The 26,828-nt window shown below is 71.8% G+C and carries 22 protein-coding genes; 8 read left to right on the top strand and 14 right to left on the bottom strand.

The features are described from left to right. Positions 1-2: 2 nt before the first annotated feature. Positions 3-1,169 (bottom strand): acyl-CoA dehydrogenase family protein, encoded by a 1,167-nt coding sequence (locus ACSYGN_RS22630; protein WP_460398413.1) that lies wholly within the window; start codon positions 1,167-1,169, stop codon positions 3-5. A gap of 11 nt (positions 1,170-1,180) precedes the next feature. Next, positions 1,181-2,491: an amidohydrolase family protein gene (locus tag ACSYGN_RS22625; RefSeq protein WP_460398411.1), complete on the bottom strand. Its 1,311-nt coding sequence runs from the start codon at positions 2,489-2,491 to the stop codon at positions 1,181-1,183. A 260-nt stretch (positions 2,492-2,751) separates the two neighbouring features. Here ACSYGN_RS22625 and ACSYGN_RS22620 point away from each other — a divergent pair, with 260 nt between their 5' ends. Then, entirely contained in the window at positions 2,752-4,260 is a 1,509-nt protein-coding gene (locus tag ACSYGN_RS22620; RefSeq protein ID WP_460398409.1) for a class I adenylate-forming enzyme family protein, read from the top strand. 67 nt (positions 4,261-4,327) lie between these two features. On the opposite strand, the gene ACSYGN_RS22615 is transcribed toward ACSYGN_RS22620, so the two are convergent. Continuing rightward, positions 4,328-4,837, bottom strand: a complete 510-nt coding sequence (locus tag ACSYGN_RS22615) for an EF-hand domain-containing protein (protein WP_460398407.1) — start codon at positions 4,835-4,837, stop codon at positions 4,328-4,330. A gap of 209 nt (positions 4,838-5,046) precedes the next feature. Then, positions 5,047-5,427 carry an STAS domain-containing protein gene (locus ACSYGN_RS22610; protein ID WP_460398405.1) on the bottom strand — a complete coding sequence of 127 codons (381 nt, stop codon included), beginning with the start codon at positions 5,425-5,427 and terminating at the stop codon, positions 5,047-5,049. 319 nt (positions 5,428-5,746) lie between these two features. On the opposite strand from ACSYGN_RS22610, the gene ACSYGN_RS22605 reads away from it, so the two are divergent. Then, entirely contained in the window at positions 5,747-6,319 is a 573-nt protein-coding gene (locus ACSYGN_RS22605) for a sigma-70 family RNA polymerase sigma factor (protein ID WP_460398403.1), read from the top strand. Continuing rightward, positions 6,316-7,677 carry a maleylpyruvate isomerase N-terminal domain-containing protein gene (locus tag ACSYGN_RS22600; RefSeq protein ID WP_460398401.1) on the top strand — a complete coding sequence of 454 codons (1,362 nt, stop codon included), beginning with the start codon at positions 6,316-6,318 and terminating at the stop codon, positions 7,675-7,677. The genes ACSYGN_RS22605 and ACSYGN_RS22600 overlap by 4 nt, the downstream gene beginning before the upstream one ends. Before the next feature lie 218 nt (positions 7,678-7,895). Here the strand turns inward: ACSYGN_RS22600 and purU are convergent, their stop codons facing one another. Both purU and ACSYGN_RS22590 read right to left on the bottom strand, forming a co-directional pair. After that, positions 7,896-8,780 carry a formyltetrahydrofolate deformylase gene (gene purU / locus ACSYGN_RS22595; RefSeq protein WP_460398399.1) on the bottom strand — a complete coding sequence of 295 codons (885 nt, stop codon included), beginning with the start codon at positions 8,778-8,780 and terminating at the stop codon, positions 7,896-7,898. Positions 8,781-8,917: 137 nt separating this feature from the next. Beyond that, positions 8,918-9,418, bottom strand: coding sequence for an SCO4402 family protein (locus ACSYGN_RS22590; protein WP_460398397.1), 501 nt, complete (start codon positions 9,416-9,418; stop codon positions 8,918-8,920). A gap of 117 nt (positions 9,419-9,535) precedes the next feature. Here ACSYGN_RS22590 and ACSYGN_RS22585 point away from each other — a divergent pair, with 117 nt between their 5' ends. Continuing rightward, complete coding sequence (locus tag ACSYGN_RS22585) at positions 9,536-10,840, top strand: ABC transporter substrate-binding protein (RefSeq protein ID WP_460398395.1); 1,305 nt, start codon at positions 9,536-9,538, stop codon at positions 10,838-10,840. A 64-nt stretch (positions 10,841-10,904) separates the two neighbouring features. Here the strand turns inward: ACSYGN_RS22585 and ACSYGN_RS22580 are convergent, their stop codons facing one another. The 3 genes from ACSYGN_RS22580 to ACSYGN_RS22570 all read right to left on the bottom strand — a co-directional run bounded on the left by ACSYGN_RS22580 (position 10,905) and on the right by ACSYGN_RS22570 (position 15,878). Further along, entirely contained in the window at positions 10,905-12,248 is a 1,344-nt protein-coding gene (locus ACSYGN_RS22580) for a pectate lyase family protein (protein ID WP_460398393.1), read from the bottom strand. Positions 12,249-12,500: 252 nt separating this feature from the next. After that, positions 12,501-14,045 (bottom strand): hypothetical protein, encoded by a 1,545-nt coding sequence (locus ACSYGN_RS22575; protein WP_460398391.1) that lies wholly within the window; start codon positions 14,043-14,045, stop codon positions 12,501-12,503. A 444-nt stretch (positions 14,046-14,489) separates the two neighbouring features. After that, positions 14,490-15,878, bottom strand: a complete 1,389-nt coding sequence (locus tag ACSYGN_RS22570) for a transcriptional regulator (protein ID WP_460398389.1) — start codon at positions 15,876-15,878, stop codon at positions 14,490-14,492. Between the two features lie 488 nt (positions 15,879-16,366). Between ACSYGN_RS22570 and ACSYGN_RS22565 the strand changes: the two genes are divergently transcribed. The 3 genes from ACSYGN_RS22565 (at position 16,367) to ACSYGN_RS22555 (ending at position 19,737) form a co-directional block, all read left to right on the top strand. Continuing rightward, positions 16,367-17,011, top strand: a complete 645-nt coding sequence (locus ACSYGN_RS22565; protein ID WP_460398387.1) for a bifunctional DNA primase/polymerase — start codon at positions 16,367-16,369, stop codon at positions 17,009-17,011. A gap of 336 nt (positions 17,012-17,347) precedes the next feature. Beyond that, positions 17,348-18,139 (top strand): ABC transporter ATP-binding protein, encoded by a 792-nt coding sequence (locus ACSYGN_RS22560; protein ID WP_460398384.1) that lies wholly within the window; start codon positions 17,348-17,350, stop codon positions 18,137-18,139. Beyond that, complete coding sequence (locus ACSYGN_RS22555; RefSeq protein ID WP_460398382.1) at positions 18,136-19,737, top strand: transporter; 1,602 nt, start codon at positions 18,136-18,138, stop codon at positions 19,735-19,737. The genes ACSYGN_RS22560 and ACSYGN_RS22555 overlap by 4 nt, the downstream gene beginning before the upstream one ends. Before the next feature lie 258 nt (positions 19,738-19,995). Here the strand turns inward: ACSYGN_RS22555 and ACSYGN_RS22550 are convergent, their stop codons facing one another. Further along, the gene (locus ACSYGN_RS22550) at positions 19,996-20,862 is read right to left on the bottom strand and encodes an alpha/beta fold hydrolase (protein WP_460398380.1); all 867 of its coding nucleotides are present in this window, start codon (positions 20,860-20,862) and stop codon (positions 19,996-19,998) included. A gap of 570 nt (positions 20,863-21,432) precedes the next feature. Beyond that, entirely contained in the window at positions 21,433-22,125 is a 693-nt protein-coding gene (locus tag ACSYGN_RS22545) for a metal-dependent transcriptional regulator (RefSeq protein ID WP_460398378.1), read from the bottom strand. 318 nt (positions 22,126-22,443) lie between these two features. Between ACSYGN_RS22545 and ACSYGN_RS22540 the strand changes: the two genes are divergently transcribed. Next, complete coding sequence (locus ACSYGN_RS22540) at positions 22,444-23,199, top strand: SIS domain-containing protein (protein ID WP_460398376.1); 756 nt, start codon at positions 22,444-22,446, stop codon at positions 23,197-23,199. A 250-nt stretch (positions 23,200-23,449) separates the two neighbouring features. On the opposite strand, the gene ACSYGN_RS22535 is transcribed toward ACSYGN_RS22540, so the two are convergent. The 3 genes from ACSYGN_RS22535 to pdxH form a co-directional block, all read right to left on the bottom strand. After that, entirely contained in the window at positions 23,450-24,859 is a 1,410-nt protein-coding gene (locus ACSYGN_RS22535; protein ID WP_460398374.1) for a PAS domain-containing protein, read from the bottom strand. A 133-nt stretch (positions 24,860-24,992) separates the two neighbouring features. Beyond that, a complete protein-coding gene (locus tag ACSYGN_RS22530) occupies positions 24,993-25,406 on the bottom strand; it encodes a GNAT family N-acetyltransferase (protein WP_460403658.1) in 414 nt (137 codons plus the stop codon). Between the two features lie 511 nt (positions 25,407-25,917). After that, the gene (pdxH, locus tag ACSYGN_RS22525; RefSeq protein WP_460403656.1) at positions 25,918-26,556 is read right to left on the bottom strand and encodes a pyridoxamine 5'-phosphate oxidase; all 639 of its coding nucleotides are present in this window, start codon (positions 26,554-26,556) and stop codon (positions 25,918-25,920) included. Positions 26,557-26,828 lie beyond the last annotated feature (272 nt).

Genomic DNA, 26,828 nt, shown 5'->3' with positions numbered 1-26,828 from the left:
CCTCACCGTCCTTTCGGCAGTCCGAGGATCCGCTCGGCCACGATGGTGCGCTGGATCTGCGAGGTACCGGCCGCGATGGTGTACGACAGGGACGACAGGCGGTCCGGCATCCACGGCCGCTCCAGGTCGAGGGAGTCAGGGCCCAGGACGTCGGCCGCGGTGTCGTAGAGCTGCTGGCGGGCGTGGGAGTAGCGCAGCTTGAAGACCGAGCCGCCGACCCCCGGCACGCCGCCCGCGCCCCGCGCCCCGCCCGCGGGCGGCCCCCCGCCGGCCTCGGCCTCGCTCACGTTCCATTGCGTGAGCCGCCACAGCGCGCGGAACTCGGCGTTCAGCCTGCCGAGTGCGCGGCGCAGCACGGGGTCGTCCCAGCGGCCGTTCTTGCGTGCCTCGCGCGCGAGTTCGCCCAGCACCCGGCGGCAGGCGACGACCTCGCCGACGAACGCCGTGCCCCGCTCGAAGGACAGCGTGACCATGGTGACCCGCCAGCCGTCGTTCTCGTCCCCGACCCGGTTGGCCACCGGCACCCGCACCTCGTCGAGGAACACTTGCGCGAACTCGGCCGATCCGGCGAGGGTCCGCAGCGGCCGTACGGTGATGCCGGGGGCGTCCAAGGGCATCGCGAGCCAGGTGATGCCGCGGTGCCGGGGGGCGTCGGGGTCGGTGCGCACCAGCAGTTCGCACCAGTCGGCGACCTCGGCGTGCGAGGTCCAGATCTTGGACCCGGTGACCACGTAGTCGTCGCCGTCGCGTACCGCGCGGGTGCGCAGGGCCGCGAGGTCGGAGCCGGCGTCGGGCTCGCTGAAGCCCTGGCACCAGACCTCGTCGCCGCGCAGGATCGGCGGCAGCCAGCGCTCCCGCTGGGCCGGGGTGCCCTCGGCGGCGATGGTCGGCCCGGCGTGCAGCAGGCCGACGAAGCCGGCGCCGACGTAGGGGGCTCCGGCCCGTTCGGTCTCCTCCAGGAAGATCAGCCGGGTGGTGGGGGACGCGTCCCAGTGGACATGGGCGTACCCGGCGTCGTGGAGCATGCGCTGCCAGCCGAGGTCGTAGGCGCGCCGGGCGGGCCAGTCGGCGGGCGGCGGCTTGGGCGGGAGGCCGGGAAGCACCCGGGCCAGCCATTCCCGCAGCCGGGCCCGGAACTCCTCCTCCTGCGGGGTGTACGTGAGGTCCATCGGCCGACCGTCTACTCGCCGGGCGTGGGTGAGTCGCCGGGCTTGTCCGATTCGCCAGTCTTGTCGAAGTCCAGGTCCAGCATGCGGATGGCGTTGCCGCGCATCAGCTTGTAGACCGTCTCGTCGTCCAGGCCCTTCACATGGTCGAGGGCGATCTCCTTGGTGTGCGGGAAGGTCGAGTCGACGTGCGGGTAGTCGGTCTCGAAAGTGGCGTTGTCGCGGCCCACGACGTCCAGGGACGCGACGCCGTGGTGGTCGCGGAAGAAGCAGCAGTAGATCTGCCGGTAGTAGTACGTGGACGGCGGGTCCGGGACGAGATCGCGGACGCCGCCCCAGGCGCGGTGCTCCTGCCAGACGTCGTCGGCGCGTTCCAGGGCGTACGGCACCCAGCCCATCTGGCCCTCGGAGTAGGCGAGCTTGAGGCGCGGGAACTTCACCAGCACGCCGCTGAAGAGGAAGTCCATCATCGACGCCATGGCGTTGTTGAAGCTGAGCGACGCCTGGACGGCGGGCGGTGCGTCCGGTGAGGCGGCCGGCATCTGGGACGACGAGCCGATGTGCATGTTGACGACGGTGCCGGTGTCCTGGCACGCCGCGAAGAACGGGTCCCAGTACCCGGAGTGGATGGACGGCAGCCCGAGATGGGTGGGGATCTCGGAGAAGGTCACCGCGCGCACCCCGCGGGCCGCGTTGCGGCGGATCTCCTCGACGGCCAGCTCGACGTCCCACAGCGGGATCAGGCACAGCGGGATCAGCCGGCCGTCGCTGCCGCCGCACCACTCCTCGACCATCCAGTCGTTGTAAGCGCGCACACAGGCCAGCGCGACCTCCTTGTCGTGCGCCTCGGCGAAGGTCTGTCCGCAGAAGCGCGGGAAGGTCGGGAAGCAGAGGCTGGCCTCGACATGGTTGAGGTCCATGTCCTTCAGCCGCTCGGCCGGGTCCCAGCAGCCGGGGCGCATCTGCTCTCGGGTGATGCCCTCCAGGGTCATCTCGTCGCGGTCGAAGCCGACGGCGGCGATGTTGCGCTTGTACGGGAACTTCAGGTCCTCGTAGATCCACCAGTCGGTGGGCGGTCCCGCCGGGTCCATGGTGATCTGGTACTTGCCGCCGATGTAGGCGAGTTCGCCGATGCCGGCGGTGAGCGGACGGGGGCCGCGCTCGCGGTACCGGGCGGGCAGCCAGGTGTCGAAGAGGTGTGCGGGCTCGATGACATGGTCGTCGACGCTGATGATGCGGGGCAGATCGGTGGTGGTCCGGTCGGTGGTGGTCCGGTCGGTGGTGGAACGGTCGGTGGTGATCCGGCCGGTCGTGCCGTCTGTCATGGGTCCCTCCGCCTGGGCTCCGTGGGCGCCTGTCCATCCGTCGTCCGTCATCCGTCATCCGTCTCTGATGGACCGCCGTCTGCTTTCGCCACCTGTTTCTGATGGACCGCCGTCTGCTTCCGCCACGGATTTCTGATGAACCGTCAGATCGACGTGCCCAGCAGGCTAGCCGCGCACCCCTGGACCGACAAGTCGCCCGGCCCTACGCTCTGCCGCATGATCTGACAGCCCGTCAGCTATCAGCCACGCAGGGGGCCGAAGTGACCGACACCGCGCACACCCTGAGCACCTCCCGCACCCTCTGGGACCTGGTGGACCGCCGCGCCGCGCTCACCCCCGACCGCCCCGTCCTGCTCCAGGACGACCGCACGCTGACCTTCGCCGGTCTGCGTGACCGTGCCGAGCGGACGGCGGCCGGGCTGTACGGCATGGGCGTGCGCACCGGCACCGTCGTCGCCTGGCAACTGCCCACCCGGATCGAGACGGCCGTGCTGTCCTTCGCGCTGGCCCGCCTCGGCGCCGTGCAGTCGCCGGTGATCCCCTACTATCGGGACCGCGAAGTCGGCTTCGCGCTGCGGGAGTCGAAGGCCGAGTACTTCGCCGTACCAGGTGTGTGGCGCGGCTTCGACCACACGGAGATGGCCCGGCGGCTCGACGCGAAGGGGATCTTCGAGGCGTACGGCCCCGGCTCCCTGCCCGACGGCGACCCCGCTATCCTGCCGCCGGCGCCCGCCGAGGGCACCTCGGTCCGCTGGATCTACTGGACGTCGGGCACCACCTCCGACCCCAAAGGCGTGCTGCACACGGACCGTTCACTGATCGCGGGCGGCTCCTGCCTCGCCCACGCGCTGCGGCTGACGGCGCACGACGTGGGGTCGATGGCCTTCCCGTACGCGCACATCGCCGGTCCCGACTACACGGTGATGTTGCTGCTGTACGGCTTCCCCGCAGTCATGTTCGAGCAGTTCGCGCTGCCCGAGGCACTGGAGGGCTACCGGCGGCACGGGGTGACGGTCGCGGGCGGATCGACGGCGTTCTACTCGATGTTCCTCACCGAACAGCGCAAGCGGCCCGGCGAGAAGGTCATCCCGACGCTGCGGCTGCTCGCGGGCGGCGGCGCGCCCAAGCCGCCCGAGGTGTATCACGCCGTGGTCCGCGAGATGGGCGTGCAGCTCACCCACGGCTACGGCATGACCGAGGTGCCGATGATCACCATGGGGGCGCCGGACGACACGGCCGAGAATCTCGCCACGACCGAGGGGCGCCCGCCGGAGGGCATGGAGATACGGATCGTCGACGGCGAGGTGAGGCTGCGCGGGGAGGCCGTATGCCAGGGGTATCTGGACCCGGCGCAGAGTGCCGAGGCGTTCGACGCGGACGGCTTCCTGCGCACCGGTGACCTCGGCCGGCTCACCGGCAGCGGGCATCTGGTGCTCACCGGGCGGCTGAAGGACGTCATCATCCGCAAGGGCGAGAACATCTCCGCGAAGGAGATCGAGGACCTGCTCGCCGCCCACCCCGCCGTCGGCGACGCCGCCGTGATCGGGCTGCCCGACACCGAGCGCGGGGAGCGGGTGTGCGCGGTGGTGGAACAGCGGCCGGGCGCCGAGCCGCTGACGCTCGGCGCGGTGACGTCGTATCTGCGGGCGGAAGGGCTGTCGGTGCACAAGCTGCCGGAGCAGCTGGAGGTGGTGGACGCCCTTCCGCGGGGCGAGACACTGCGGAAGGTGCTCAAGTACAAGCTGCGGGAGCGGTACTCAGCCCCGTGAGGTGCCTGTGCTCAGCCCCGTGAGGTCCCTGTACTCAGCCGCGCGAGGCCCCTGGTGACGGCTGCTCCTACTCGGGCACGGTGAAGTAGCGCGCGAAGGCGGGCACGATCTCCGCCTCGCCCACCCTGCCGTCGCCGTCGGCGTCGAGCCCGGCGGCGACCGCGCTCGCGACGTCCTCCCGTACGCCGAGGGTCCTGAGCACCCGCGCGGTGTCGTCCACCGTCGCTGTGCCGTCCGGGGCGGCGACCAGGAGGAGAGCCGCGTGCAGGAACGGGCGGGCGATCTCGCCGAACCGGTCCGGGTTGTCGCGCAGCCGCTTGACCGCGCCGGTCACGAACTCGGTCCGGCTGATTCGCTGGTCGCCGTCCCGGTCGGCCATCCCGGCCATGCCCTGCCAGAACGCCTCGGCACCGGCGTACAGGGCCTGCCCCTTGTCCGAGCGGGCCGCGGTGCCGAACTCCGCGAGCAGCGCCTTGGCCGCCCCGCTGAAGTCCTCCCGGTCGATCCAGCCGTTGCCGTCCTGGTCGAAAGTGGCGAACCTGGCCGCGATCCTGCGTTCGTATTCGCTGCTGACCATGTGTTTCGGGCCGCCTCACGTCACGTAGGGTCATCTGGCACGGAGCGTACGACGCCGGGCACGGTCCGCGAGCCCGAAAACGACTTTTGTGCCAAGACCGGGGGAATTCCGGGACAACAGTGTGATCCGGCCACACGGCCGGGCAGTGCCGTCGGGCAGTGGCAGTGCCGTCGGGCCGGGCCATCAAGCCAGGCCGTCCAGCCGGGCCGTCAGGCCGAGAGGGGGTCCGCCTCCCCGGCGACCGCGCTGTCCACGTCCGGGAAGACGGTGAACAGCCGCCGTACACCCAGCGCGCCCAGCACCCGGTTGACGTGCGAGGCCTCGCTGTCGCCGTCGGCCGGGAGCACGATGCGCAGCCGGCCCTGGCAGGAGCGGATCAGGCGCCGGGCCGCGATCAGCACACCGACGCCGCTGGAGTCGCAGAAGTACACCCCGGACAGATCGACGACCAGCCTGTGATGACCTTCCGCCACCGCCTCGTGCACCCGTTGCCGCAGGGTCGGTGAGGTCACCAGGTCCAGCTCCCCCACCACCCGGAGCACGGCCCACCCGCACTCCTCGTCGCCGGTCACCTTCAACGCCACGGCCAACGCCCTCCGCTCGCCGGAACTTGCGGAACCACCTGAAACATCCCGAAACCACCCGGAAACGGAAGGAGTTCCTACGCTTCTGTCCGCGCAGCTGCCCACCGGCCGTTCCCTGAAACGCAACCCGACAAACCAAAAACGATCAATGAAGGATTTGTTTCGGTCATCCCCGTTCTTGTTCAATCTTGCGTCAAGTTACCGGAGTTCCCCTACCACCTACGGCGCCGTGGGGGGCGCACATTGCCACAAAGGGGCGTGCGCCGCTGGTCGTGCCGACTACATTCAGGACGGGGCAGACACGCGTAGAGGGAGGGGGCCGCAGATGCAGCAGGACGCGCCGCTCCGCTGGGACCGCAAGATGCAGCAGCGGCTCGTGTGCGGCGAGGCCGCCGCCCTCGGCGAGCTCTACGACCGGTTCGCCTCCCTGGTGCACGGTCTCGCCCGCCGGGTGCTCACCGACGAGCGGGCAGCCGACGCCGTCACCCGCGAGGTCTTCGCCCGGATCTGGGAGCACCCGGAGACCTACGACCCCCAGCAGGGACCGCTGCGCTCCTGGCTGGCCGCGCTGACCCACCGGCTCGCGGTGCAGCGGCTGCGGGCCACCGGGGCCGCGGCGCTCGCCCGGGGCGGGCCCGGCTCCGAGGAGGAGCTGGAGCGTACGGTGCGCCGCGCCTCGGCCGCCGCCCGCGCCGACTACATCGTCCAGTCCATGCCCACCCCGCTGCGGGCGGCCCTGGAACTCGCGTACTTCCAGCGCCGCGACTACCGCCAGACCGCCGCCGACCTCGGCGTCACCGAGGACGAGGCCCGCCGGCGGCTGCGCCTCGGCCTCCAGCTCCTGTCCACCGCCCATGACACCGGCAGCCGGTCGCGGGAGTCGGGGGGTGGAGCGTGAGCGGGGAGGACGAGTTCGAGGAGTACGGCCCCTACGACGACGGTACGGACGGTACGGACGGTGCGGACGGACTCGGTGGCCCCGGCAGCCCCGACCCCGCCGGGCCGCCGCCGCGTACCCGCATCCCGACGCCCCGCATCTCCGTCGAGGACACCGGACTCCCCCTGCCCGACCTGGACAACCTGCCCGACCCGGACGACCCGGATGATGCGGATGCCCCGTCCGGACCACCACTCCCCGCCCCGCTCGTGCTGCCGCACGACGTGCTGAAGGCGCTGCTCGGCGCCTGGGCGCTGGCGGCCTGCTCACCCGCCGAGACCGCGGCCGTGGAGGACCACCTCGGCGTCTGCGGCCCCTGCGCCGACGAGGCGCTGCGGCTGCGCGAGGCGGTCGGTCTGCTCCAGCAGCCCGAGACCCTCGACCTGGACCCGGCCCTGCGCACCCGGGTCCTGGACAGTTGCCTGGAGCTGCGCCCGCCGCGTATCCCGGTGCCGGGGTGGGCGGATCCGTACGACGCGGAGACCGCGCGGCTCGACGCCCTGCTCCAGGACATCGGTGACTCGGAGTGGCACGCGCCGGTGCGGCTGCGCTGGTTCGAGGCCGAGGCACCGGCCTCCCGCCGTACGACGGTCGCCGGGGTCATCGCGCATCTGCTGTCGGTCGACGGGCTGGTCGCGACCGCCCTGGGCCTCGACGACCCGCTCGGCGAGACCTGCGCGCAGAGCACGGGACCGACGGCGCGCACGGAGGCGTACTGGCGGGCCTCGTACTTCCCGCCGACCCGCGCCGTACGGGCGCGCTGGCGGCAACAGAGCCACGACCTGGTGCAGACCGCGTCGTTCACCGGTGACAGCGGCGAGCACCTCACGGTGCCGTACGGCGATTTCGATCTGCCCCTGGGCGACGCGCTGCTGGACCGGGCCTTCGAGTGCTGGGTGCATGCGCAGGACATCGCGGAGGCGGTGGACTACCCGTACGAGCCGCCCGCGCCGCGCCATCTGCACCGGATGATCGACCTGGCGGCCCGGGTGCTGCCCATGGTGCTGGCCGCGCGCCGCCAGGCGGGTCTGGCGGCGCCGGGCCGGGAGCGCCGGCTCGTCACGGCGGGGAGCCCGGGCCGCAGTCTGCGCCTGGAGATCGAGGGCTCGGGCGGCGGTGAATGGCTGATTCCGCTCGACTCCCCGGGCGCCGTGCCCTCCGCCGAACACGAGGTGGCCCATGTCGCCCTGGACGGCGTGGAGTTCTGCCACCTGGCCGCCGGCCACGTCTCCCCGGAGGAGGCCGCCGCCGGCCAGCTCGGCGACCGGGCGGCGATCAGGGACGTACTGTTCGCGGCGGCGTCACTCAGCAGGCTGTAGGGCGGAGCGACTCCCAGCCGCGTCGATTCCCAGCCGCGTCGATTCCCAGCCCCGTCGATTCCCAGCCCGTCCGGCGCTTGAGGACGAGGCCCGAAGGGCCGATACGGGGGGTCTGGGGGCACAGCCCCCAGGGACGGGACGGGAAAGGGCGGCGGGGGCGACCCCAGAGCCTCAGGCTGCACCGGGGAGAGCCCGATGGCCCTGGAGTCGTCCGCAGATCAAGCGAAGACGACCGTCCGCCGCCCGTTCAGCAGGATCCGGCGCTCCGCGTGCCACTTCACTGCCCGCGCGAGCGCCTGGCACTCCACGTCGCGGCCGATGGCGACCAGCTGGTCCGGGGTGACGTCGTGGCCGACGCGCTCGACCTCCTGCTCGATGATCGGGCCCTCGTCCAGGTCGGCGGTGACGTAGTGCGCCGTGGCGCCGATCAGCTTCACACCCCGGGCGTGCGCCTGGTGGTACGGCTTGGCGCCCTTGAAACTCGGCAGGAAGGAGTGGTGGATGTTGATGATGCGGCCGCTGAGCTGCTTGCACAGATCGTCGGAGAGGACCTGCATATAACGGGCGAGCACCACCAGCTCGACGTCCTGCTCACGCACGATCTCCAGGAGCTGCGCCTCGGCCTCCGCCTTGGTGTCCTTGGTCACCGGGATGTGGTGGAAGGGCACGTGGTACGACTCGACCAGCTCGGCGAAGTCGGTGTGGTTGGACACCACGGCCGCGATCTCCACCGGCAGCGCGCCGATCCGGGCGCGGAACAGCAGGTCGTTGAGGCAGTGCCCGAACTTGCTGACCAGGAGGACGACGCGCATCCGCTCGTCGGCCCGGTTGATGTGCCAGTCCATGTGGAAGGAGTCACCGACCGCCGCGAAGCTGGCGCGCAGCTTGTCCACCGTCGCGGTGGCCTCCGCGGTGAAGTGGACGCGCATGAAGAACAGTCCCGTGTCCTGGTCGCCGAACTGCTGGCTGTCCACGATGTTGCAGCCGGTCATGAAGAGGTAGCTGGACACGGCGTGCACGATGCCCTGCTTGTCGGGGCAGGAGAGCGTGAGGACGTACTGGGCGGGACGCGCCGCCACCACGGGGCTGGACTGCTCGTTCATCATCACAGCGTCCCATATCCCGTGGCCCGGGCGGACTGCCGGTCCGCGAGCCGGGACCGCGACCGGCCACCGGCCACCCCAGCGGCACGGATCGACGCGCGCCGCGCCACACCGCACCGCACCGCACCGCTCGGTCGCTACGCGGTCCGCGTCATGATCCGCAGCACTTCCAGTGTGCGCGGGGGTACGTCGGGGTCCTCGCCGTCGGCCATCGTCATCCGTACATGCGCGTCACGGGCCGCCCGCACCGCCTCCGGCCATCCGGGGTGCTCGAAGTAGGTGGAGACGGGCGCGTCGGGCCCGGCCTGGTGCATGATCCGCAGCACCCGCAGCACCGCCGTGTCGACGAGCGCCGCCTCCTGCGAGTCGCGGAAGATGGTGCCGACGTACTTCTCGGCGGACCAGTTGTCCAGCCAGGTGTCCTCGACGAGGCGGTAGACGGCGTCGGTGAGGTCGCCGTAGCCCTCGACGCCCGCCAGCCAGACATCACGTTGGAACACCGGGTCGGAGAGCATGTGCAGCGCGGAGCGCACATTGCTGCGCCAGCGCCACCACGGCATGTCGTTGAGTGGCATGCCGCCCATGGTGACCGAGCGACGGGGGCGGCGGGAAGAGCTGACGGGACCTTGCACGGTCACCGATCGTACGTGCCCCGGCCGCAAAGCCGTAACGACCCCTGTAATTCACCTCCCAGTCACCTCTCCTTGACGTTCGGTCACTCCCGGGTTGGCCGTGTGGCGGAATGGTGTGGACCCATGACCGGCAGGCGACTCAACCGCAGCACCTTCCCCCTCATACCCACCCGCCCCGTCAGAAAAGGCTCCGCGCTGGCCGCGGGCGCCATGGCGGTGTGCGCCGCGCTCACCGCCGGATGCGGGACGGTGCCCGGACTGGGCGGCTCGGGAGACGACACGATCACCGTGATGACCTGGGCCCCCGAGAAGACCGACGCGACCAACAAGCCCGGCATGCCCGCCCTGGCCGCCGCCTACGCCCGTTGGATCAACTCCCACGGCGGTCTGGCCGGCCGTAAGCTCAAGGTCCTCACCTGCAACGATCACAACAACGCCGTGGACGCCGCCAAGTGCGCCCGGCGGGCCGTCAGTGAGAACGTCGTGGCCGTCGTCGGCTCCTACAGCCAGTACAGCGAGTCCTTCCTGCCGCCGCTCGAAAGCGGCGGCATCCCCTACATAGGGGGTTACGGCGTCACGAACGGCGAATTCACCAGCCCCATGTCGTACCCCGTGAACGGCGGGCAGCCGGTGCTGCTGGCCGGTCTCGGCAAGGCGATCGCCTCGCAGTGCGGTCCCGTCACCCTGGTCCGGCCCGACAGCATCGCGGGCGACGAGCTGCCCCAGCTGCTGAACGCGGGTCTCACCGCGGGCGGCCACAAGGCGGCGGCCGACCAGCTGGCCCCCGAGGACGCCAGCGAGTACGCCGCGCAGGCCGACAAGGCCCTCAGACGGTCCACCGGCGACGTGACGGAGAAGGGCTGCGTGGTGCCCGTGCTCGGCGACCGCACGGCCACCTTCATGGACTCCTTCCGGCGTACCCGCGACGGCTATCCGGCGGTGCAGACCGGCACCGTGATCGGCAGCGCCGACCAGACGGTGATCAACGAGACGGGCGGGGCGTCGAGCCCGTACGAGGGGTCGTACATCGCGAGCTGGTACCCGGCCGCCACGGACACCCGCTGGAATCCGATGAAGAAGGTCATCAACGAGAAAGCCTTCGGCGACAACCGCATCGACCCCGCGGACGCCGGGGTGCAGACGACATGGATCGCCTACACGGTGTTCAAGGCGGTCGTCGAGTCCCTGGACGGCGATGTCACGTCCACCGCCGTCCGCCATGCCATCGACAACGGCCTCAAGATCAGCACCGGCGGGCTGACGCCGACGCTGCACTGGGAGTTTTCCAACAAACTGGCCGGTGTCGGCTTCCCGCGACTGGTCAACGCCGACATGAGCCTCCAGATCGTCAGGAAGGGCCAGCTGGCCGCGTCGCAGCGGGACGTCATCGACGTGACGAAGACACTGGCCGACGCCGAACTCGACTGAGGGGCCAGAGGGGGCGGCTGCATGGTCCGCCGCCCCCGCCCCCTCTGCTTCTCTCAAACCGATGTCAGGACAGGACCCCGGCGCCGGTGGTGGTCGCCAGCTCCGTCGGCAGGTTCTTCGCGGACGTCTCCAGGCCGGCGGTGAGAGTCGGCGTCCAGTTCACCGTCGTGCCGATCTTCTTCGACGAGGCGGCGTTGTAGGCGGCGACGAGGTCGGTCGCCGTGCCGTTGACGAGGTTGCCGCTGCCCGCGATCGAGCCGGTGCCGTCGCCGCTGAGCAGCTTGGAGATCTTCTGGTCGGACGGGACCTTCCAGTAGTTGTTCTGCGCGACGACCTGGGCCTTGGCGCGGGAGTTGATGCTGTACAGCGGCGCGTATCCGTTGAGGGTGGTCGTGTCGTAGACGTTGTTGTAGATGTGCACCTGCCCGATACGGGTCAGGGGCGCCCTCTGCACGATGCCCTTCCACACGTTGTGGTGGATGGAGACGCGCAGCTTGCCGACGCTGTCGGTGTCGCTGCTGCCGATCAGCATCGTCTTGTCGTGGTTGGTGAACTGGTTGCGCTCGACGGTCACCAGGTCGGAGCCCTTTGTGATGTCGAGCTCACCGTCGTGGATCTGGTACTCGCGGCCGAAGTACTTCGGATTGGCGCTGTCGAAGTGCGCCGCGTCGGTGAAGGTGTTGTGGTCGGCCCAGACGTGGGTCGCGCCGCGCAGGGTGACGGCGTCGTAGTTCGAGTTCCAGTTGCCGTCGGAGCCGTCGGTCGGGTCCCACTGCGGGAAGCAGTCCTCGGTGGCGGAGAAGGTCACGTTGCGGACGATGACGTTGTCCACGCTCTGGATCTGGAGCATGCCGCCGGTGATGCCCGCCTTGGTGCCGGGCACACCGACGATGCTGGTGTTGGCCGGCACCTTGAAGACGATGTTCTTGCCCTGCGCGGTCTGGGCGGCGGCGCGGGCCTTCTCCTGCGTGCCGGAGGGGAGCTTGGAGCGGCCGTAGCTGGAGGGGTCGTACGCCTTCAGATAGGCGGAGAGGGAGTATCCGGTGCCCGACGCGTAGTCGGAGCAGGTCAGCTTCTTGCCCGAGTCGTCCGTGTTGGCGTCGATGGTGCCCGAGATCTTGATGATCCGCGGGGTGGTGTCGGACGCCGAGCCCAGCGCCTTCACGAGCTGCGCGCGGGTGCTGACGGTGAAGGTGTGAGCGGAGTCGGCCTTCGAGCCACCGGTCGTGCCGGAACCGGACGACGCCCAGCCGTCCTTGGCGTCCAGCGTCTGGTGGTAGAGGTCGGTGCCGCCGGCGTTCGCGTTCATCACGAAGAAGCCGGCACCGGCACCGGCGACCACGACGGCGGCGGAGGCGACGAGAGCACGCCGCGTGCGGAGAGACCGGCGGTGGGAGGCAGAGGCCACGAGGGGAGTCCTTACCTGATTGTGGTTCACGTGCTGGCGTGAAGCCCCGCTGAAGGGACTTACGCCCCCCAGTCGCCACCCGTCGCGAAAAGGTTGCCGCGGCCGCCCGCCTCGTCGGCGATCAGGCCATGCCTCGGGCACCGTGCGAGAACTTCTTGGTGGCCGTGTGACCACGGCGGGCATGGCGAAGACCGGGCTGAGCGGCTCCGGGGAACGGAGGTGCTCAGCCCGTAGTAGTCGTGACCGTGGTCGTCAGAGCTGGGTGCGCTCGCGCTGGGTGAGGCCGTACTGCTTGGCGATCGGGTTCCACAGCTGGGCGGCCTGGGTCTTCTGGGTGCTCGCGGTGCCGCTCGCCGCGTTGCCCGCCTGGGTCTCGCCCGTGGTGCGGGCCCCGCCCTTGTGGCAGCCCTTGCGTTGGCGGGCGACCTGGTCGGCCCAGTTCGCGTAGTGGGTGTCGGCCGACGCGGACGCCTGCCACGCATTGGTGAGGGCGCTGGTCAGCGCGTCGTGGTTGGGCAGCTTGTCGACGGACAGCTGGGAGAGCCGGGTGACCAACTGGTTGCGCTGCTTGGCTGCGGCGCGCAGATCGGAGGCGGCGCCGCCGAGGTTGTTGCACTGCTTCACGTTGGCGACGGCGTTGATCACCGAGGTACGGCTGGCGCCGCTGTCGGCCAGCAGCTTGTCCAGCGCCACCGCCTGCTGCTTCGCCGGGTCGGCGGCCTGCTGCGAGGCGCCGTCGCTCGCGGCGGAGCTGGCCGCGACGGTCTTGTCGCCGTTGCTGTTGCTGCTGCCGCCGCTTTCGCTCATCAGCACGCCCGCGCCGACGCCGACGACCACGATGCCGACGCCGATCGCGGCGATCAGCGGCACCCGCGAGCCGGAGCCGCGGCCCCCGCCACGGCCCGCGCCGCGCCCTCCGGAGTCGCCCGGGCCCTGCGGGGCGTACGACGGCTCGGCGTACGCCCTTCCGTACGGCTGCTGCCCGCCGTCGTACTGGACGCGCGGCAGCTGCTGGGTGGAAGCGGGCGCGGCGTCGGCTGCCGCCTCGCCGCGGAAGAGGTTCTCGAACCCGGCGGGCGGCTGCGGTTCACCGCCGTACGGCCCGGCGGGCACCGGGGGGATGTACTGCGTGGGCTCGGCAGCGTCAGGGTGGGGGTGGGGCGCCGCGCCGGACATCTCCGGGGGCAGCCCGCCCGACGGAACCGGCGGGAGGAACTGAGTCGCGCCCTCGTCCGCGCCGCCCGCGGGGACGGGCGGGATGTACTGCGTGGCGCCCTCGTCGGCGGGCGCGCCGTATGCCGGACCGGCCGGGACAGGCGGGATGTACTGGGTGGCACCCTCGTCGGCGGGCGCGCCGTATGCCGGAACGGCCGGGATCGGCGGGATGTACTGGGTGGCGCCCTCGTCGGCCGGGGCCGCCGGGGGGTAGCCGTAGGCAGGGGCCTGGTGGGCGTGGGGTGCGGGGGGCGCCGGGGGTACCTCGGGCGGCAGGGCGCCCGGCCCGCCGGGTATGCCGTCGGTGTGCTCGGGGGCAGCGCCCCAGGCGCCGGCGGGCTGCGGCTGCGGGTGGGAGCCGGGCTCGGGCGAGCCCCAGGCCTGCGCGGGCGGCTCGGGCCAGGTCTGGGTCTGCGGCGCGGCTTGGGGGTACTGCTGGTCGGGGCCCCAGGGCTGCCCCCACGCCTGACCGACGGCGGGCGTCGTCCCGGGCAGCACCGGGTCGCCACCGTCGGAGGGCAGCACGATGCCTTCGTGCGCGGGCTGCGCCGAGGGCAGTTCGCCCTGTCCGCTCTGCGTCACCGGGACTCCTAGCAATGGGGGACCTGCGAAACCGTCGGCACACGCTACCGGCAACCCCGAGGCCGGTGCCACGCAGCAGAGGCCTTGGAGCAGATCAAGAAGCTGCAGCAGCCCCTACACCCCGGGCCGGGTTCACCCCCGGCCCCCTCACGGCCCCGGGGCGCCACCTGTGGGCCCGCTGTGCACCCACACCCGTTCACCCCGCCGCGCGGCCGAACGCCCCGAAAGGGGCGCGGGGAACTGCGCGACCAGCCCCCACACACCCGCAGGTGCTCACCGACCGCCCGCCCCCAGGGGCGCGGGGAACTGCGCGATCAAGCCCCACCCACCCGCAGGTGCCCACCGACCGCCGGACCCCCAGGGGCGCGGGGAACTGCGCGATCAAGCCCCACGCACCCGCACCCTCAGACGCAGACCCCCGTCAATACCCGCGCACGCTCACGCTCACGCCGCCGCCTGCTGGAGTTCCAGCCGCGCGCCGAACTCGCGTACCACCGGCTCGTCCCGGTACGGCTCCAGGCGTTGCTGGAAGTCGTCCAGGTACTCGGCGCCGCGGTTGGACCGGAGGGTCTCCAGCAGCTCCACGGCCTTGGTGCCGGTGTGGCAGGCCTCCTCGATCTCGCGCTGCTGGACCTGCGCGGTGGCCAGCAGGAGGTGGCCGATGGCCCGCCGCCGCGCCCGGCTCTCCGGGTGCCCGGCGAGGGCCTCCTCCGCGCGCCGTGCCGCCGCCTCGGCCTGGCCCAGGTCGCGGTGGCAGTGGGCGAGTTCGTCGGCGAGGTACGCCTCGTCGAAGTGCTTGATCCATGCCGGGTCGTCACCGGATTCCTGGTCCGCCGCTTCCAGCGCGCTCACCGCGCGCCCGGCCGCGAGCTGGGTCGCCCGCGCGTCGCCGAGCAGCGCGTGCCCGCGTGCCTCGGCGGCGTGGAACATCGACTCCGCCCGCGGGGTCACGCGCCCCCGCGCCCCCTCCTGCGCCGCCCTCGCCAGCTGCGCGATCTCGCGCGGGTTGCCGAGCTGCGCGGCGAGGTGGCTCATCGACGCGGCGAGCACATAGCCGCCGTAGCCGCGGTCGCCGGCCGCCTGGGCGAGCCGTAGCGCCTGGATGTAGTAGCGCTGGGCGAGGCCCGGCTGCCCGGTGTCGATCGCCATGTACCCGGCGAGCTCGGTCAACCGGGCGACGGCGGAGAAGAGTTCACGTCCCACCGCCTCCCGGTACGACCCGGCGAGCAGCCCGGAGACGACGCTGTTGAGGTAGTGCACGACGACCGGGCGGACATGCCCGCTGCCGTACTGGTGGTCGAGGTCGGTGAGCGCCTGCGTCGTCGCACGCACCGCCGCCACGTCGGACGGCCCGACCCGCGGCCCCGCCGCCCGCGCCACCTGGGTGTCCGGCGCGGTGATCAGCCAGTCACGGCTCGGCTCGACCAGCGCCGACGAGGCGACGGACGAGCCGGACAGGAAGTCCCGCCGCCCCACGTCACTGCGCCACAGCTCGCAGACCTGCTCGATCGCGCCCAGCACCGTCGGCGAGAACTGGAGGCCGACGCCGGACGCGAGGTTCTTGCCGTTGGCCATGCCGATCTCGTCGATGGTGACGGTGCGGCCCAGTTTGCGGCCCAGCGCCTCGGCGATGATCGCGGGGGCGCGTCCGCGCGGCTGCTGGCCGCGCAGCCAGCGGGCCACGGAGGTCTTGTCGTAGCGCAGGTCGAGCCCGTGCTCCGCGCCGCACATGTTGACCCTGCGGGCCAGCCCGGCGTTGGAGCACCCGGCTTCCTGGATGAGCGCCTGCAGCCGTTCGTTCGGCTGCCGCGCGACGAGAGGCCTTGCGGCCATGGCGTTAACCCCCTGTGGCTGCGGTGCCTGCCCACGCACCGAGTTGACGTGTCTTCCCCGCCGTCCCTCCCGCCCCCTGGAGTGCGGGAAGTACCGGCCGGGAAGATCAATGCCCCGCCGACACCAGACAATGCGGGACTTGCGAGGTTTATTGAGATCTGCTGCGAGTTGCTGTCAGTTGCCAGGTATCACTCAGGCTTGCCGTACCTTGCAGTGTCTTGCCGGGCCTTGCTCTGTCTTGCTCTGCGTTGGACTGCCTTGGACTGCCTTGGAGTGCCTTGGACTGCCTTGCTGGGCCTTGCTGTGCCTTGCTGGGGAAAAGGCGGATGCCGACCCCTCTCGTGGCTACCCACCTCGCGCCCTGCTTCTCACCGCGCGCCCCCGTACTTGCATCCATGCGCCCCGTTCACCGATCCGATGCTCCTCCCCCGCGCGCGATACGGCCGTAACTCCAGGTGGGCACGGGAGTTGTGTGAGGTGTGGAAGATATGACCGCCGGCGCCGACGCCGTGCACATTCCGACGCAGCGCGGGGAATCGCTGCTGGAGACAGCCGTACGGTACGTGGCGGACCGTCACTGGGACGTCTTCCCCGGCGTCTGGCTGGAGACCGGCGACGGGGTGCAGTGGTGCTCGTGCGGCGACCCGGTGTGCGCCGCACCCGGCGCGCACCCGGCGCGCAGGGACTGGGCGGCACTGGCGACCGGAAGTGCGGCCGTGGCACGGCGGTTGTGGGAGCTGCAGCCCAGGGCGTCGATCCTGCTGCCGACGGGCCGGGCCTTCGACGCCCTCGACGTGCCCGAGACCGCGGGCTTCCTCGCGCTGGCCCGCATGGAGCGCATGGAGCTGGCCCTGGGCCCGGTCACCCTGTCCCCGGACCGCCGCATACGCTTCTTCGTCCTGCCCGGCGCCGCGGCCAAACTCCCGGTCCTGCTGCGAACCCTGGGCCGATCCCCGGCCTCCCTGGACCTGCTGGCCCTCGGCGAGGGCGCGTACGTCCCCGCCCCTCCCACCCGCTACGGCCTCGGCGGCGCCGTCCAATGGGCCCGCCGCCCCACCCCGGCCAACCGCTGGCTCCCCGACGTCGAGGAACTGATCTCCCCACTGGCCTACGCCTGCGGCCGCGAGCCCTGACCCTGCGCCCCAGTCGGCCCGCCCCGCCGTCACGCCAGGCCGACCTCCGGTCAGCCCGTCTCGCGCTCACCTCGACCGTGCGCCGCCCCCTATGCGCGGCGACGCCCCTGCACCCCGCCCTGCACCCCGCCCTGCACCCCGCCCGGCACCGTCGCACGCCCCGGGGCCCACTGCGCCCCGCGCACCCAGCGCCCCCGGCACCCGATACCGCCGTATGCCCTGGTCCCCGCCCTGCGGCGGAACTCTCCCCCACCCGCTCCGCAACGGCTTGGCAAAGCCGTCCCGTGGGCGTCCGCGCTGATCCTTTCCGCCGCCTCCGGACGTACTCTGTGCCGCATGACCGAGGCAGTGGCGGGCGGTACGGCCGCCGTACGGGTGCGTGGGCTCTGGAAGCGGTTCGGCCAGCAGATGGCCGTCGCCGGGATCGATCTCGATCTGCCCGCCGGGAAGTTCATCGGCCTGGTCGGGCCGAACGGGGCCGGCAAGACCACCACGCTGTCGATGGTGACCGGGCTGCTGCGGCCCGACCAGGGCACCGTCGAGGTCGTCGGGCACGACGTGTGGCGCGACCCGGTGGCGGTCAAGGCGCGGATCGGGGTGCTGCCCGAGGGCCTGCGGATGTTCGAGCGGCTGTCGGGACGCGAACTGCTCGGCTACAGCGGACGGCTGCGCGGCCTGCCCGGCGCCGAGGTCGACAAGCGGGCCGCCCAGCTCCTCGACGTGCTCGATCTCGCCGGTGCCCAGCACAAACTGGTCGTCGACTACTCGACCGGCATGCGCAAGAAGATCGGTCTCGCCGTCGCCCTTCTCCACAACCCCGACATCGTCTTCCTCGACGAGCCCTTCGAGGGCGTCGACCCGGTGTCCGCCCAGATCATCCGCGGCGTCCTGGAGCGCTACACCGCCTCCGGCGCGACGGTCGTCTTCTCCTCCCACGTCATGGAGCTCGTCGAGTCGCTGTGCGACTGGGTGGCCGTGATGGCCGCCGGGCGCATCCGGGCGGACGGCCCCCTCGACCAGGTGCGCGGCAGCGCGCCCACCCTCCAGCAGGCGTTCCTCGAACTCGTCGGCGCGAACGGCCGGAGCACGGGTTCCGACCTCGACTGGCTGGGCGGCGGTGCCCGGTGAGCGCCGGTACGGACACGGCGGCGATCACACCCGTCGTCGTACGGCTGAAGCTGTCGCTGCTGCGCAACGGGCTGCGGCAGTCCGGCGGACGGCGGGCCGCGTTCATCGTCTCGGCGATCGTCGCGATCCTGTTCGCCGTGCTCCAGCTGCTCGGCCTGCTCGTGCTGCGCGGCCGGGCACACGTCGACTCCGTCGCCGTCATCGGGACGACCGTGCTGGCCCTCGGCTGGACCGTGATGCCGCTGTTCGTCCCCGACGGCGACGAGACCCTCGACCCGACCCGTCTCGTGATGCTCCCGCTGCGGCCGCGACCCCTGGTCCGGGCACTGCTCGCGGCCTCCCTCGTCGGCATCGGCCCGCTGTTCACCCTGCTGATCCTCACCGGCTGCGCCCTGTCGGTGGCCCAGGGTCCCGCAGGGTTCGTCACCGCGGTGATCGCCGTCGCCCTCGCCCTGCTGGCCTGCGTCGCCCTGGCGCGGGCCGTCGCCGCGGCCAACATCCGTCTGCTGAACAGCCGCAAGGGGCGCGATCTCGCGGTGCTCAGCGGACTCGTCATCGCGATCGGGGCACAGGTCGTCAACTTCGGCATGCAGCGCCTGGGCTCCGCGGGCGCCCTCGAACAACTCGCCCCGGCGACGGACGTGCTGCGCTGGGTGCCGCCCGCGTCGGCGGTCGCCGCGGTGCACTCCGTGAGCGAGGGATCGTACGTCTCCGCCCTCGCCCAGCTCGCGGTGACCATCGCGTTCCTGGGGCTGATGCTGACGCTGTGGTCCCGCACGCTGACCCGGCTCATGACCGCCCCGGACGCCTCCACCCTCCAGGCCGCGGAACCGGCCGCCCGCGACCGCGGCCCCTCCGGCCTGGCCCGCCTGCTGCCGTCCGGCCGCACCGGCACCGTCATGGAACGCAGCCTGCGCTACATCTGGCGCGACCCCAAGACCAAGGCCGCCTGGGTGACCTCGCTCGCGATCGGCCTGATCATCCCGGTGTTCAACGCCCTCCAGGGCACCGGCTCGGTCTACTTCTCCTGCTTCGCCTCGGGGCTGGTCGGCATGCAGATGTACAACCAGTACGGCCAGGACGGCTCCGCCTTCTGGATGGTCGCGGCGACGATCTCCTCCCCCCGCGACGCCTACGTCGAGCTGCGCGCCCGAGCCCTCGCCCTGCTGATGATCACCCTGCCGTACGCCACCCTCGCCACGGTGCTGACAGCGGCCCTGCTCGGCGCCTGGTCGAGGATCCCGCCGGTGCTGGGCCTGTCCTTCGCCCTGCTCGGCGCGATGTTGTCCATCGGCGCGTGGACCTCGGCGTTCGTCGCCTACTCCATTCCCCAGGACGCCCGCCGCAACGTGGCCCCCGGACAGCAGGGCCTCGCCTGGCTCTCCGTCTTCGGCGGCATGGTGGCTGCGGCCCTGATCTGCGCCCCGATCATCATCCTGACGATCGCCCTGACCCTGGCCACCCCCACCTGGACCTGGCTGGTCCTCCCGGCAGGCATCACCTACGGCACCCTCATCACCTGGCTCTCCCTCCATGTAGCGGCCCCGCGCACAGCATCCCGGCTCCCGGAGATCCTCATGGCGGTGAGCAAGGCCTGACGGTGGGGGTCCGCGCCGGGGCAAGAAAGCAACTCCCCGAGGCAGGCCCGGCGGCGTCAGGGAACAGGAGCGGCACCCCCACAATGCCGGGCAACCCCAACTCCCTCAGGGGCGCGGGGCTGTGCCGATATGCGGCTCCGCCGCGATGGGGGTACCTCCCTGCTCGAACGAAGTTGAGAGCTTGGGGGAGCGAACAACCACGACGCACCCGCACCCGCCCACGGCGAGAACAGACCACCTCACCGGGCGCCCCGTCCCTCAAACGGCCAGGACCCCGTCCAAGAACGGCTCCACAACCCCCCGCCAGGCGACCGGCTGGTCATAGAACACCAGATGCCCGGCATCAAGTACCTCGGCGTACTCACCGAGCGGCAGCACCCGCACCATCTCCTGCGCCTCCGCCCGCCCCAGCTCCCCGTCCAGCCCCCGCACGACCAGCGTCGGACACCGCACCTGCGCCAGTTCCTCCCAGTGCGCGTCGTACACCCACGTCTCCCGCGACTTGAGCATCTGCTCGGGCTCGAACACCGGCCGCCACCCGTCGGACGACTCCTGCATCACTTCGGCGTAGAACTCCCCCCGCGCCGGACTGGGCCGCTCCACCCAGGGATCGTCCTCCCCGAACCACTTCCGCACATCCGCGAGCGTCGCGAACGGCACCGGCCACGCCTTGAACCAGTCCGTCCACTCCCGCTGCGAGGCCGCGCCCAGCGCCGACGCGCGCATGTCGCAGATGACCAGCCCGCGCACCAGGTCGGGACGCTTGGCGGCCAGCTGCCAGCCGGTGAGCGCCCCCATGGCGTGCCCGATGAGGACGGCGGGGCCGAGCCCGAGCTGTTCGAGGGCCGCCTCGGCGTCGTCGACATAGGCGTCACGGGTGAACGACGACACGTTCGGCGGCTTCGCGCTCTGCCCGTGCCCGCGCTGGTCGAGGGCGACCGCGCGATGCCGCTCGGACAGCCAGCGGGCGGTGGACGCCCAGTGCGAGGCACGGCCCATCAGCCCGTGCAGTAACAGCACGCCCGGCCGTCCCTGCTCCTCCGGATCCGTCTTCAGCGGATCCCCGAAGTCCCAGGCCGCGAGACGTACGCCGCCCGCCCCGGTCACGTCGATGCGCCGCGCCATCGGTCCCGGCACCCCCTAGCTCCGCTCGGACCACTCGCCCTTGATCACGTCTACGCCTACGACTGCGCCCACACCCACACAGAATATCGAATGCGTATTCGAAAACACGGTCCCGGCAGATAACATCCCTCGTTCGAGTGACCCTCTGCCAGGAATGATCGCGACCACCGGGGGGAGATCTTCAACGGGAGGCGGACCGCTCGGGGACAACGGTCCGCGGGAACTGACCCTGGGAGCTCGGGGCTCCGGGTCAGTACAGGGGAGGACAGGCCCCGGCGCCGCACGGCGCCGGGGCCTTCACTGCGTCTGCGGCACATCCTCCCGCTCCCCCCTCAGGTCATATGCCTCACGCGACAGCCTCGCACGCGAAGCGCCGGAGCGCTGCGATTCGGCGCACTGAATCTCGGATTCGACGCGTTCGACTCCGTATCGCAACTGTCACTCCCCGCACGGAAGTTGACAGTTGTTCCGCTCTCCCGGCCCGCTTGTCCCCTGCTGCCCCGGGCCACCTGCTGCTACCGCCGGTCACCCTTGCCGGCGCTCGGCGACTTGCTACCGCTTGGCGACTTGCTACCGCTTGGCGACGAACACATGCGACGCGATGTCCGCCTCCAGCTCCGCCGCCTCGCCGCCGCTGCCCACCAGCACGCCGCCCGCCGCCTCCGTCACGCTCACCACCGAGCCGGGCTGCACCCCCGCGCGCCGCAGCGTGTACATCAGCGTCGGGTCCGTCTGGATCGGCTCCCCGATCCGGCGGACGATCACCGTCTTGCCGTCCAGCCCCGGGTCGAGCTCGGCCAGCGAGACCATGCCCTCGTCCAGGAAGGGGTCGGAGCCGTCCTTCTCGCCCAGCTCCTCCAGACCCGGGATCGGGTTGCCGTAGGGCGACTCGGTCGGGTGCCGGAGCAGTTCCATCACCCGGCGCTCCACGGCCTCGCTCATCACATGCTCCCAGCGGCACGCCTCCGCGTGCACCTGCTCCCACTCCAGGCCGATCACATCGACGAGCAGACACTCCGCGAGGCGGTGCTTGCGCATCACACGGGTGGCCAGCCGGCGGCCCTCCTCGGTGAGCTCCAGGTGCCGGTCGCTCGCCACCGCCACCAGGCCGTCGCGCTCCATCCGCGCCACCGTCTGGCTCACGGTCGGCCCGCTCTGGTCCAGCCGCTCCGCGATCCGGGCGCGCATGGGGACCACGCCTTCCTCCTCGAGCTCGAGGATCGTGCGGAGATACATCTCCGTGGTGTCGATCAGTCCGGACATTCGTGCCCCTCGATTACCTCTGCCGGGAAGCTCGACAGCTCCGGCGCGTGCGCTGGCCGCGTCCGCTGGCCCTGGAACCCAATTCTGACGCATACCACCGACAACCGTGCGGCGCCGCGGGAACCCGCCCTCGACCGTGCCGTACGGACCCCGGGCGCCGCCGTGTTGACAGCACACTGGTCCAGACCGCACGGTGATCCGCGACACGCGCGCACGCGGTCACACGCGTACGCCGCGACACGGCGCCGGCGCGGCCCCCTCCGGGGTGCAGGACAGCCGCCGGGAACGCCACCGGACACGTCGAAGGGACCCCCACGCATGACCGACGGCAAGCTGGCCGGACAGTACTTCGACGCGGCGATCGCCCTGCTGCGACGCGTCCGCGACGAGGAGGCGGAGACGATCGAGGCGGCGGGCAGACTGCTGGCCGACACCGTCGAGGCCGGCGGCCGGCTGTTCGCCTACGGCGCGGGCCACTCCTCACTCCCCGCCCAGGACCTCGTCTACCGGGCGGGCGGGCTGGCCCTGATGAACCTGCTGGTCATCCCGGGCGCCGTCGGCGTCGACGTCCGCCCGGCCACCCTGGGCTCCGCCCTGGAGCGCGTCGAGGGGCTCGCGGACGTCGTCCTGGAGACCTCGCCGCTGCGCGCCGGAGACGTCCTGCTGATCATCTCCCTGTCCGGACGCAACACGCTGCCCGTGAACCTGGCGGTCGGCGCCCGCGCGCTGGGTGTGAAGGTCATCGGCGTCACCTCGGTGGAATACGCCGCGCAGACCACGTCCCGCAACGCCTCGGGGACGTATCTCAAGGACCACTGCGACCTCGTCCTCGACTCGAAGATCCCGGTCGGCGACGCCGAGCTGACCATGGAGGGCATCCCGGCGCCCTTCGGACCGGCCTCCACGGTCGTCACCTCGGCGCTCGTCCAGGCAGTCGTCGCCACGGCCGCCGGTGTCCTCGCCGAGCGCGGCATCCAGCCCCCGCTGCTGCGCTCGGGCAACGTGGACGGCGGCCACGACTGGAACGCGCGCGTGATGAACGAGTACGCGGACCGGATCTTCTACCACCACTGAGCCCGGCGGGCGGCCGACTGCCTTCACGATCAGATCGCCGTGCAGGCATGTCTTCGCGCGCGAGGCGCTGGGCAGCCGTGTGGCGGCAGCGGCCACGCGCGCGTGGAGGCCGTTCTCGTCGGTGTCCTCAACAGGTCGGGCGAAGTCCGCGCCGGTTCGGCAGCGCCCTGAAGGGGCGCGGGGAACTGCGCGACCAGCCACGACGTTGCCGCAGACGACAGACCGCAGATCGTGCACTCCCAGCGGAGCGTTACGGCTGTTCCAGCAGCCCGGCCAGGTCGAGCGACGCGGCGATCCGTACGGCCACGTCCTCGGCGTACGTGCCGTCGGTCCGCTCGAAGCGGCTGCGGCCGGAGCCGCGCAGGAAGGTCACCACGCCCAGGGTGCGGCCCCGGCTGCGCAGCACCGCGCACAGCGCGTAGACCGCGTCGCCGGGCCACTGCCGGGCCAGCGCCCACTCGCGCGCCCGCTCCGGCGCCACGCCCCCGGCGTCGGCCCGTACGGTCCCGGCGCGCTCGGCGCACTGGAGCGCGGGGTGGCCGTCCTCGTAGCGCACCGGCAGCCCGGAGTGGCCGCCGAGCACGCTCGGGCCGGGCGCACCCGACGGAGTGGCGGCGACCCGCACCAGCCGGACGGGGCCCGCGCCCTCGCCGTCGATCAGCGCGCCGCCCGCGACCCGGTCGATCAGGGCGTGGTCGGCGAACCCGGCGAGCGCGAAGTCGAGGTGGACGGTGGCGGCCTCCGCGGGGTCCTCGCACTCGGCGGCGGCGCGGGCCGCGCGGTGCAGCTGGTTGGTGCGGAAGCGCAGCTGGGCGGCCTCCTGCTCGCCCTGCTTGGTGTCGGTGACGTCCTGGAAGAGCCAGCCGACGCCGAGCGGCACGGGTTCCTCGGCGAGCGGCGAGGACAGCCGCACGAAGCCGCTGCGCCAGCAGCGCCGCTTCTCGCCCTCCGGGGTGCGCACGGTCACCCACATCTCGGCGGGCGCGGGCGGCGCGCCCTCGGCGAGGACATGGGTGAGCGCGCTCTCCAGCTCCTCGACCCCCTGGGCGAGCAGCTCACCGAGCGGCCGCCCGAGCGAGGACGTCCGACCGACCCCGAGGGCCCGCGCCGCATGAGCGTTCACCACGGCGGGCCGCAGATCGGCATCGACGAGCACGACCCCCCAGGCGGCGTCCTCGAACAGCGCCTCGCTCAGCGCGATGGACCGCTCCAGATCGATCTGGGCGTGCACCTCGCTGAAGGCGCAGTACACCCCGGCGGGCTTCCCGCCGGACCCGGGCACGGCGGCGGACTGGGTGCGTACGAGCACACGGCCGCCGTCCTTGGTGACCAGGGCGAACTCGTGCACCTGCCGCCCGGGCGCGTGCATGGCGGACAGCAGGCGCTCCTCGACCTCCTCGGCGTCGGCGCTGCGCACCGCCCACCCGGCGAAGCCGCGCCGCCCGACCGCCTCGGCCGCCGTCCAGCCGAGGATCCGCTCGGCCTCCCGGTTCCAGTGCGTGACCATCCCGTCCGCGTCGAAGGCGCACAGGGCGGCGTCCATCCCGTCGAGCAGCGCCGCGAGCAGATCGGCCCCGGAACCCTGCGGACCGTCCCGCTCCGGCCCGCGCTCGTCGGGCCCTCGCTCGTCGGTGGCGCCACTGCGCCGGGAAGCACTCACCAGGACCCCCTGCAGGCTGCGCCCGCGAGAACGGCGCGTCGGTTGGCTCGGTCTTCATTCAACTCGAACGTGACACAGCCCACACGCGGTTCCCGCAAGATTGAGAGAATCGTTGCATGCCGTTCACCGGCCACTATGCCGCCTCCGCACCGAGCCGTAGATCGACCCAGACGTCGGTCCCGCCGGGCAGGGCGTAACGCTCCACTTCCACGAAGCCCTGCCGCCGCGCGAACCGCAACCCGTCCTCGTTGACGGCGAGCACACATGTCTCGATCACCTCCGCGCCCAGCCCGCGCGCGTGCGCGAGCGTGTGTGCGTACAGGGCCGCCCCGTAGCCGCGCCGCCGGTACGGGGGCAGCACGCGCGCGATGACGGTCGCCACACCGTCCCCGCCCCGCGGCGGCCGCACGGTGGAGCAGCCGACTAGCGCATCCCCCGCGTACGCGTTCTCCAGCCGGTTGCGCCCGCTGCGCTCCCGTACCTCGTCGACCTCCAGGGCGGCGGGCGGGACGATCACGTTGTGGACATGCCGCCACTCTTCGAGCATGCCGTCGTCGCGGACGACCTCTATCCGCAGCCGCTGCGGGCCCCGGAGCGCCCGCGGACTCTGAAGACCAGTCACACGATCAGGCTACGAGAACGGGCGCTCCGCGCGTAGACCTCGGACGGATCAACCGTGCGGTGGGTGGGGCCGATGGGCCCGTGACGGAGGAGACAGCGGGGGTGGGAAAAAAGTGGTTGAACCAGGGGCGACAGGTTCTTAGGGTGGCAGCACCGAGGAAAGGAGGTGGTTCGGAGCATGTATGCACACCGGACGTCGGAGGTGGCTGCGGGCTAGTCGCCCGTCACCCCACGCAGTGCGGTGCCGGACCGGCGTGTATCCGATACACGCGAACCGGCCTGAATCCAACGCAGTCACCCGACCCGTGAGCTCGCCGGTACGTCCGGCCGGCTCCCCCGCCGCCAGGCGGGGGGACCCGAGCTCACGGGTCGCCTGCGTATACGGACGTGTACGGGCGCATACAGCCGTACAGCCGTACAGCCGTATACGGAACCGTTCAGGGGCTCAGGCGGTCGATCCGCCAGGTGCCGTCCGGCAGCGCGGTGTAGCGCAGCCGGTCGTGGAGGCGGTTCTGGCGGCCCTGCCAGAACTCGACCGTGCGCGGCGCGATACGGAAGCCGCCCCAGTTCGGCGGCACCGGGACCTGTTCGCCCTCGGGGTAGCGGGCGGCCAGCGCCGCGTAGGAGTCGTCGAGTTCGGTGCGGGAGGCGATCACCGAGGACTGGGCGCTGGCCCAGGCACCGAGCTGGGAGCCGTGCGGGCGGGTGCGGAAGTACGCGGCGGTCTCGTCGCGCCCGGTGCGGCGCGCGGTGCCGGTGACGACGACCTGGCGGGCCAGCGGGTGCCAGGGGAACAACACCCCGACATGCGGGTTGACGGCGAGATCGCGGGCCTTGGCGGAGTCGTAGTTCGTGTAGAAGACGAAGCCCTGCTCGTCGTAGTCCTTCATCAGCACCGTGCGTGAGCCGGGTCGGCCCTCCGCGTCGACGGTGGAGACGACCATCGCGTTGGGCTCGTAGATCAGCCCCCGGTCGGCGGCCTGCGCGGCCTCCTCGAACCAGCGCGCGAACTGCGTCATGGGGTCGGCGGCCAGGTCGGCCTCGTCGAGGCCCTCGACCTGATAGTGCTTGCGCATGGCGGCGGGGTCGAGGCGGGGATCGCGTTCGCTCACCCGGACATCCTGCCGTATGCACGCGGCGTGGCCGGAGGGACGTCCGGCCCTTTCCGCCGCTCCGGCTGTGGCACTGAGTGCCGCAGCGCTCCCCAAGGGTGGCACTCGGAGATATCGTGACGATGTCGCCCCGGTTTCCGACCGCTCCGACCCGCTCCGTCCATCACCGCAGACCCGCCGCAGACCCGCCCCACAACCGCACAGCTCTTCCTGCCTCACAGGCCCTCCGGCCGCCT

The organism is Streptomyces sp. YIM S03343 (assembly GCF_054729195.1).
This window is presented reverse-complemented; position numbering and strand designations above follow the sequence as displayed.

Coding starts and splice junctions, on each gene's coding strand:
- ACSYGN_RS22545 (WP_460398378.1), bottom strand. CDS start 22,125: ATGTCCGGACTGATCGACACCACGGAGATGTATCTCCGCACGATCCTC.
- ACSYGN_RS22625 (WP_460398411.1), bottom strand. CDS start 2,491: ATGACAGACGGCACGACCGGCCGGATCACCACCGACCGTTCCACCACC.
- ACSYGN_RS22615 (WP_460398407.1), bottom strand. CDS start 4,837: ATGGTCAGCAGCGAATACGAACGCAGGATCGCGGCCAGGTTCGCCACT.
- ACSYGN_RS22605 (WP_460398403.1), top strand. CDS start 5,747: ATGCAGCAGGACGCGCCGCTCCGCTGGGACCGCAAGATGCAGCAGCGG.
- pdxH (WP_460403656.1), bottom strand. CDS start 26,556: ATGCGCAAGCACTATCAGGTCGAGGGCCTCGACGAGGCCGACCTGGCC.
- ACSYGN_RS22560 (WP_460398384.1), top strand. CDS start 17,348: ATGACCGAGGCAGTGGCGGGCGGTACGGCCGCCGTACGGGTGCGTGGG.
- ACSYGN_RS22540 (WP_460398376.1), top strand. CDS start 22,444: ATGACCGACGGCAAGCTGGCCGGACAGTACTTCGACGCGGCGATCGCC.
- ACSYGN_RS22630 (WP_460398413.1), bottom strand. CDS start 1,169: ATGGACCTCACGTACACCCCGCAGGAGGAGGAGTTCCGGGCCCGGCTG.
- purU (WP_460398399.1), bottom strand. CDS start 8,780: ATGAACGAGCAGTCCAGCCCCGTGGTGGCGGCGCGTCCCGCCCAGTAC.
- ACSYGN_RS22565 (WP_460398387.1), top strand. CDS start 16,367: ATGACCGCCGGCGCCGACGCCGTGCACATTCCGACGCAGCGCGGGGAA.
- ACSYGN_RS22585 (WP_460398395.1), top strand. CDS start 9,536: ATGACCGGCAGGCGACTCAACCGCAGCACCTTCCCCCTCATACCCACC.
- ACSYGN_RS22530 (WP_460403658.1), bottom strand. CDS start 25,406: ATGCTCGAAGAGTGGCGGCATGTCCACAACGTGATCGTCCCGCCCGCC.
- ACSYGN_RS22550 (WP_460398380.1), bottom strand. CDS start 20,862: ATGGCGCGGCGCATCGACGTGACCGGGGCGGGCGGCGTACGTCTCGCG.
- ACSYGN_RS22570 (WP_460398389.1), bottom strand. CDS start 15,878: ATGGCCGCAAGGCCTCTCGTCGCGCGGCAGCCGAACGAACGGCTGCAG.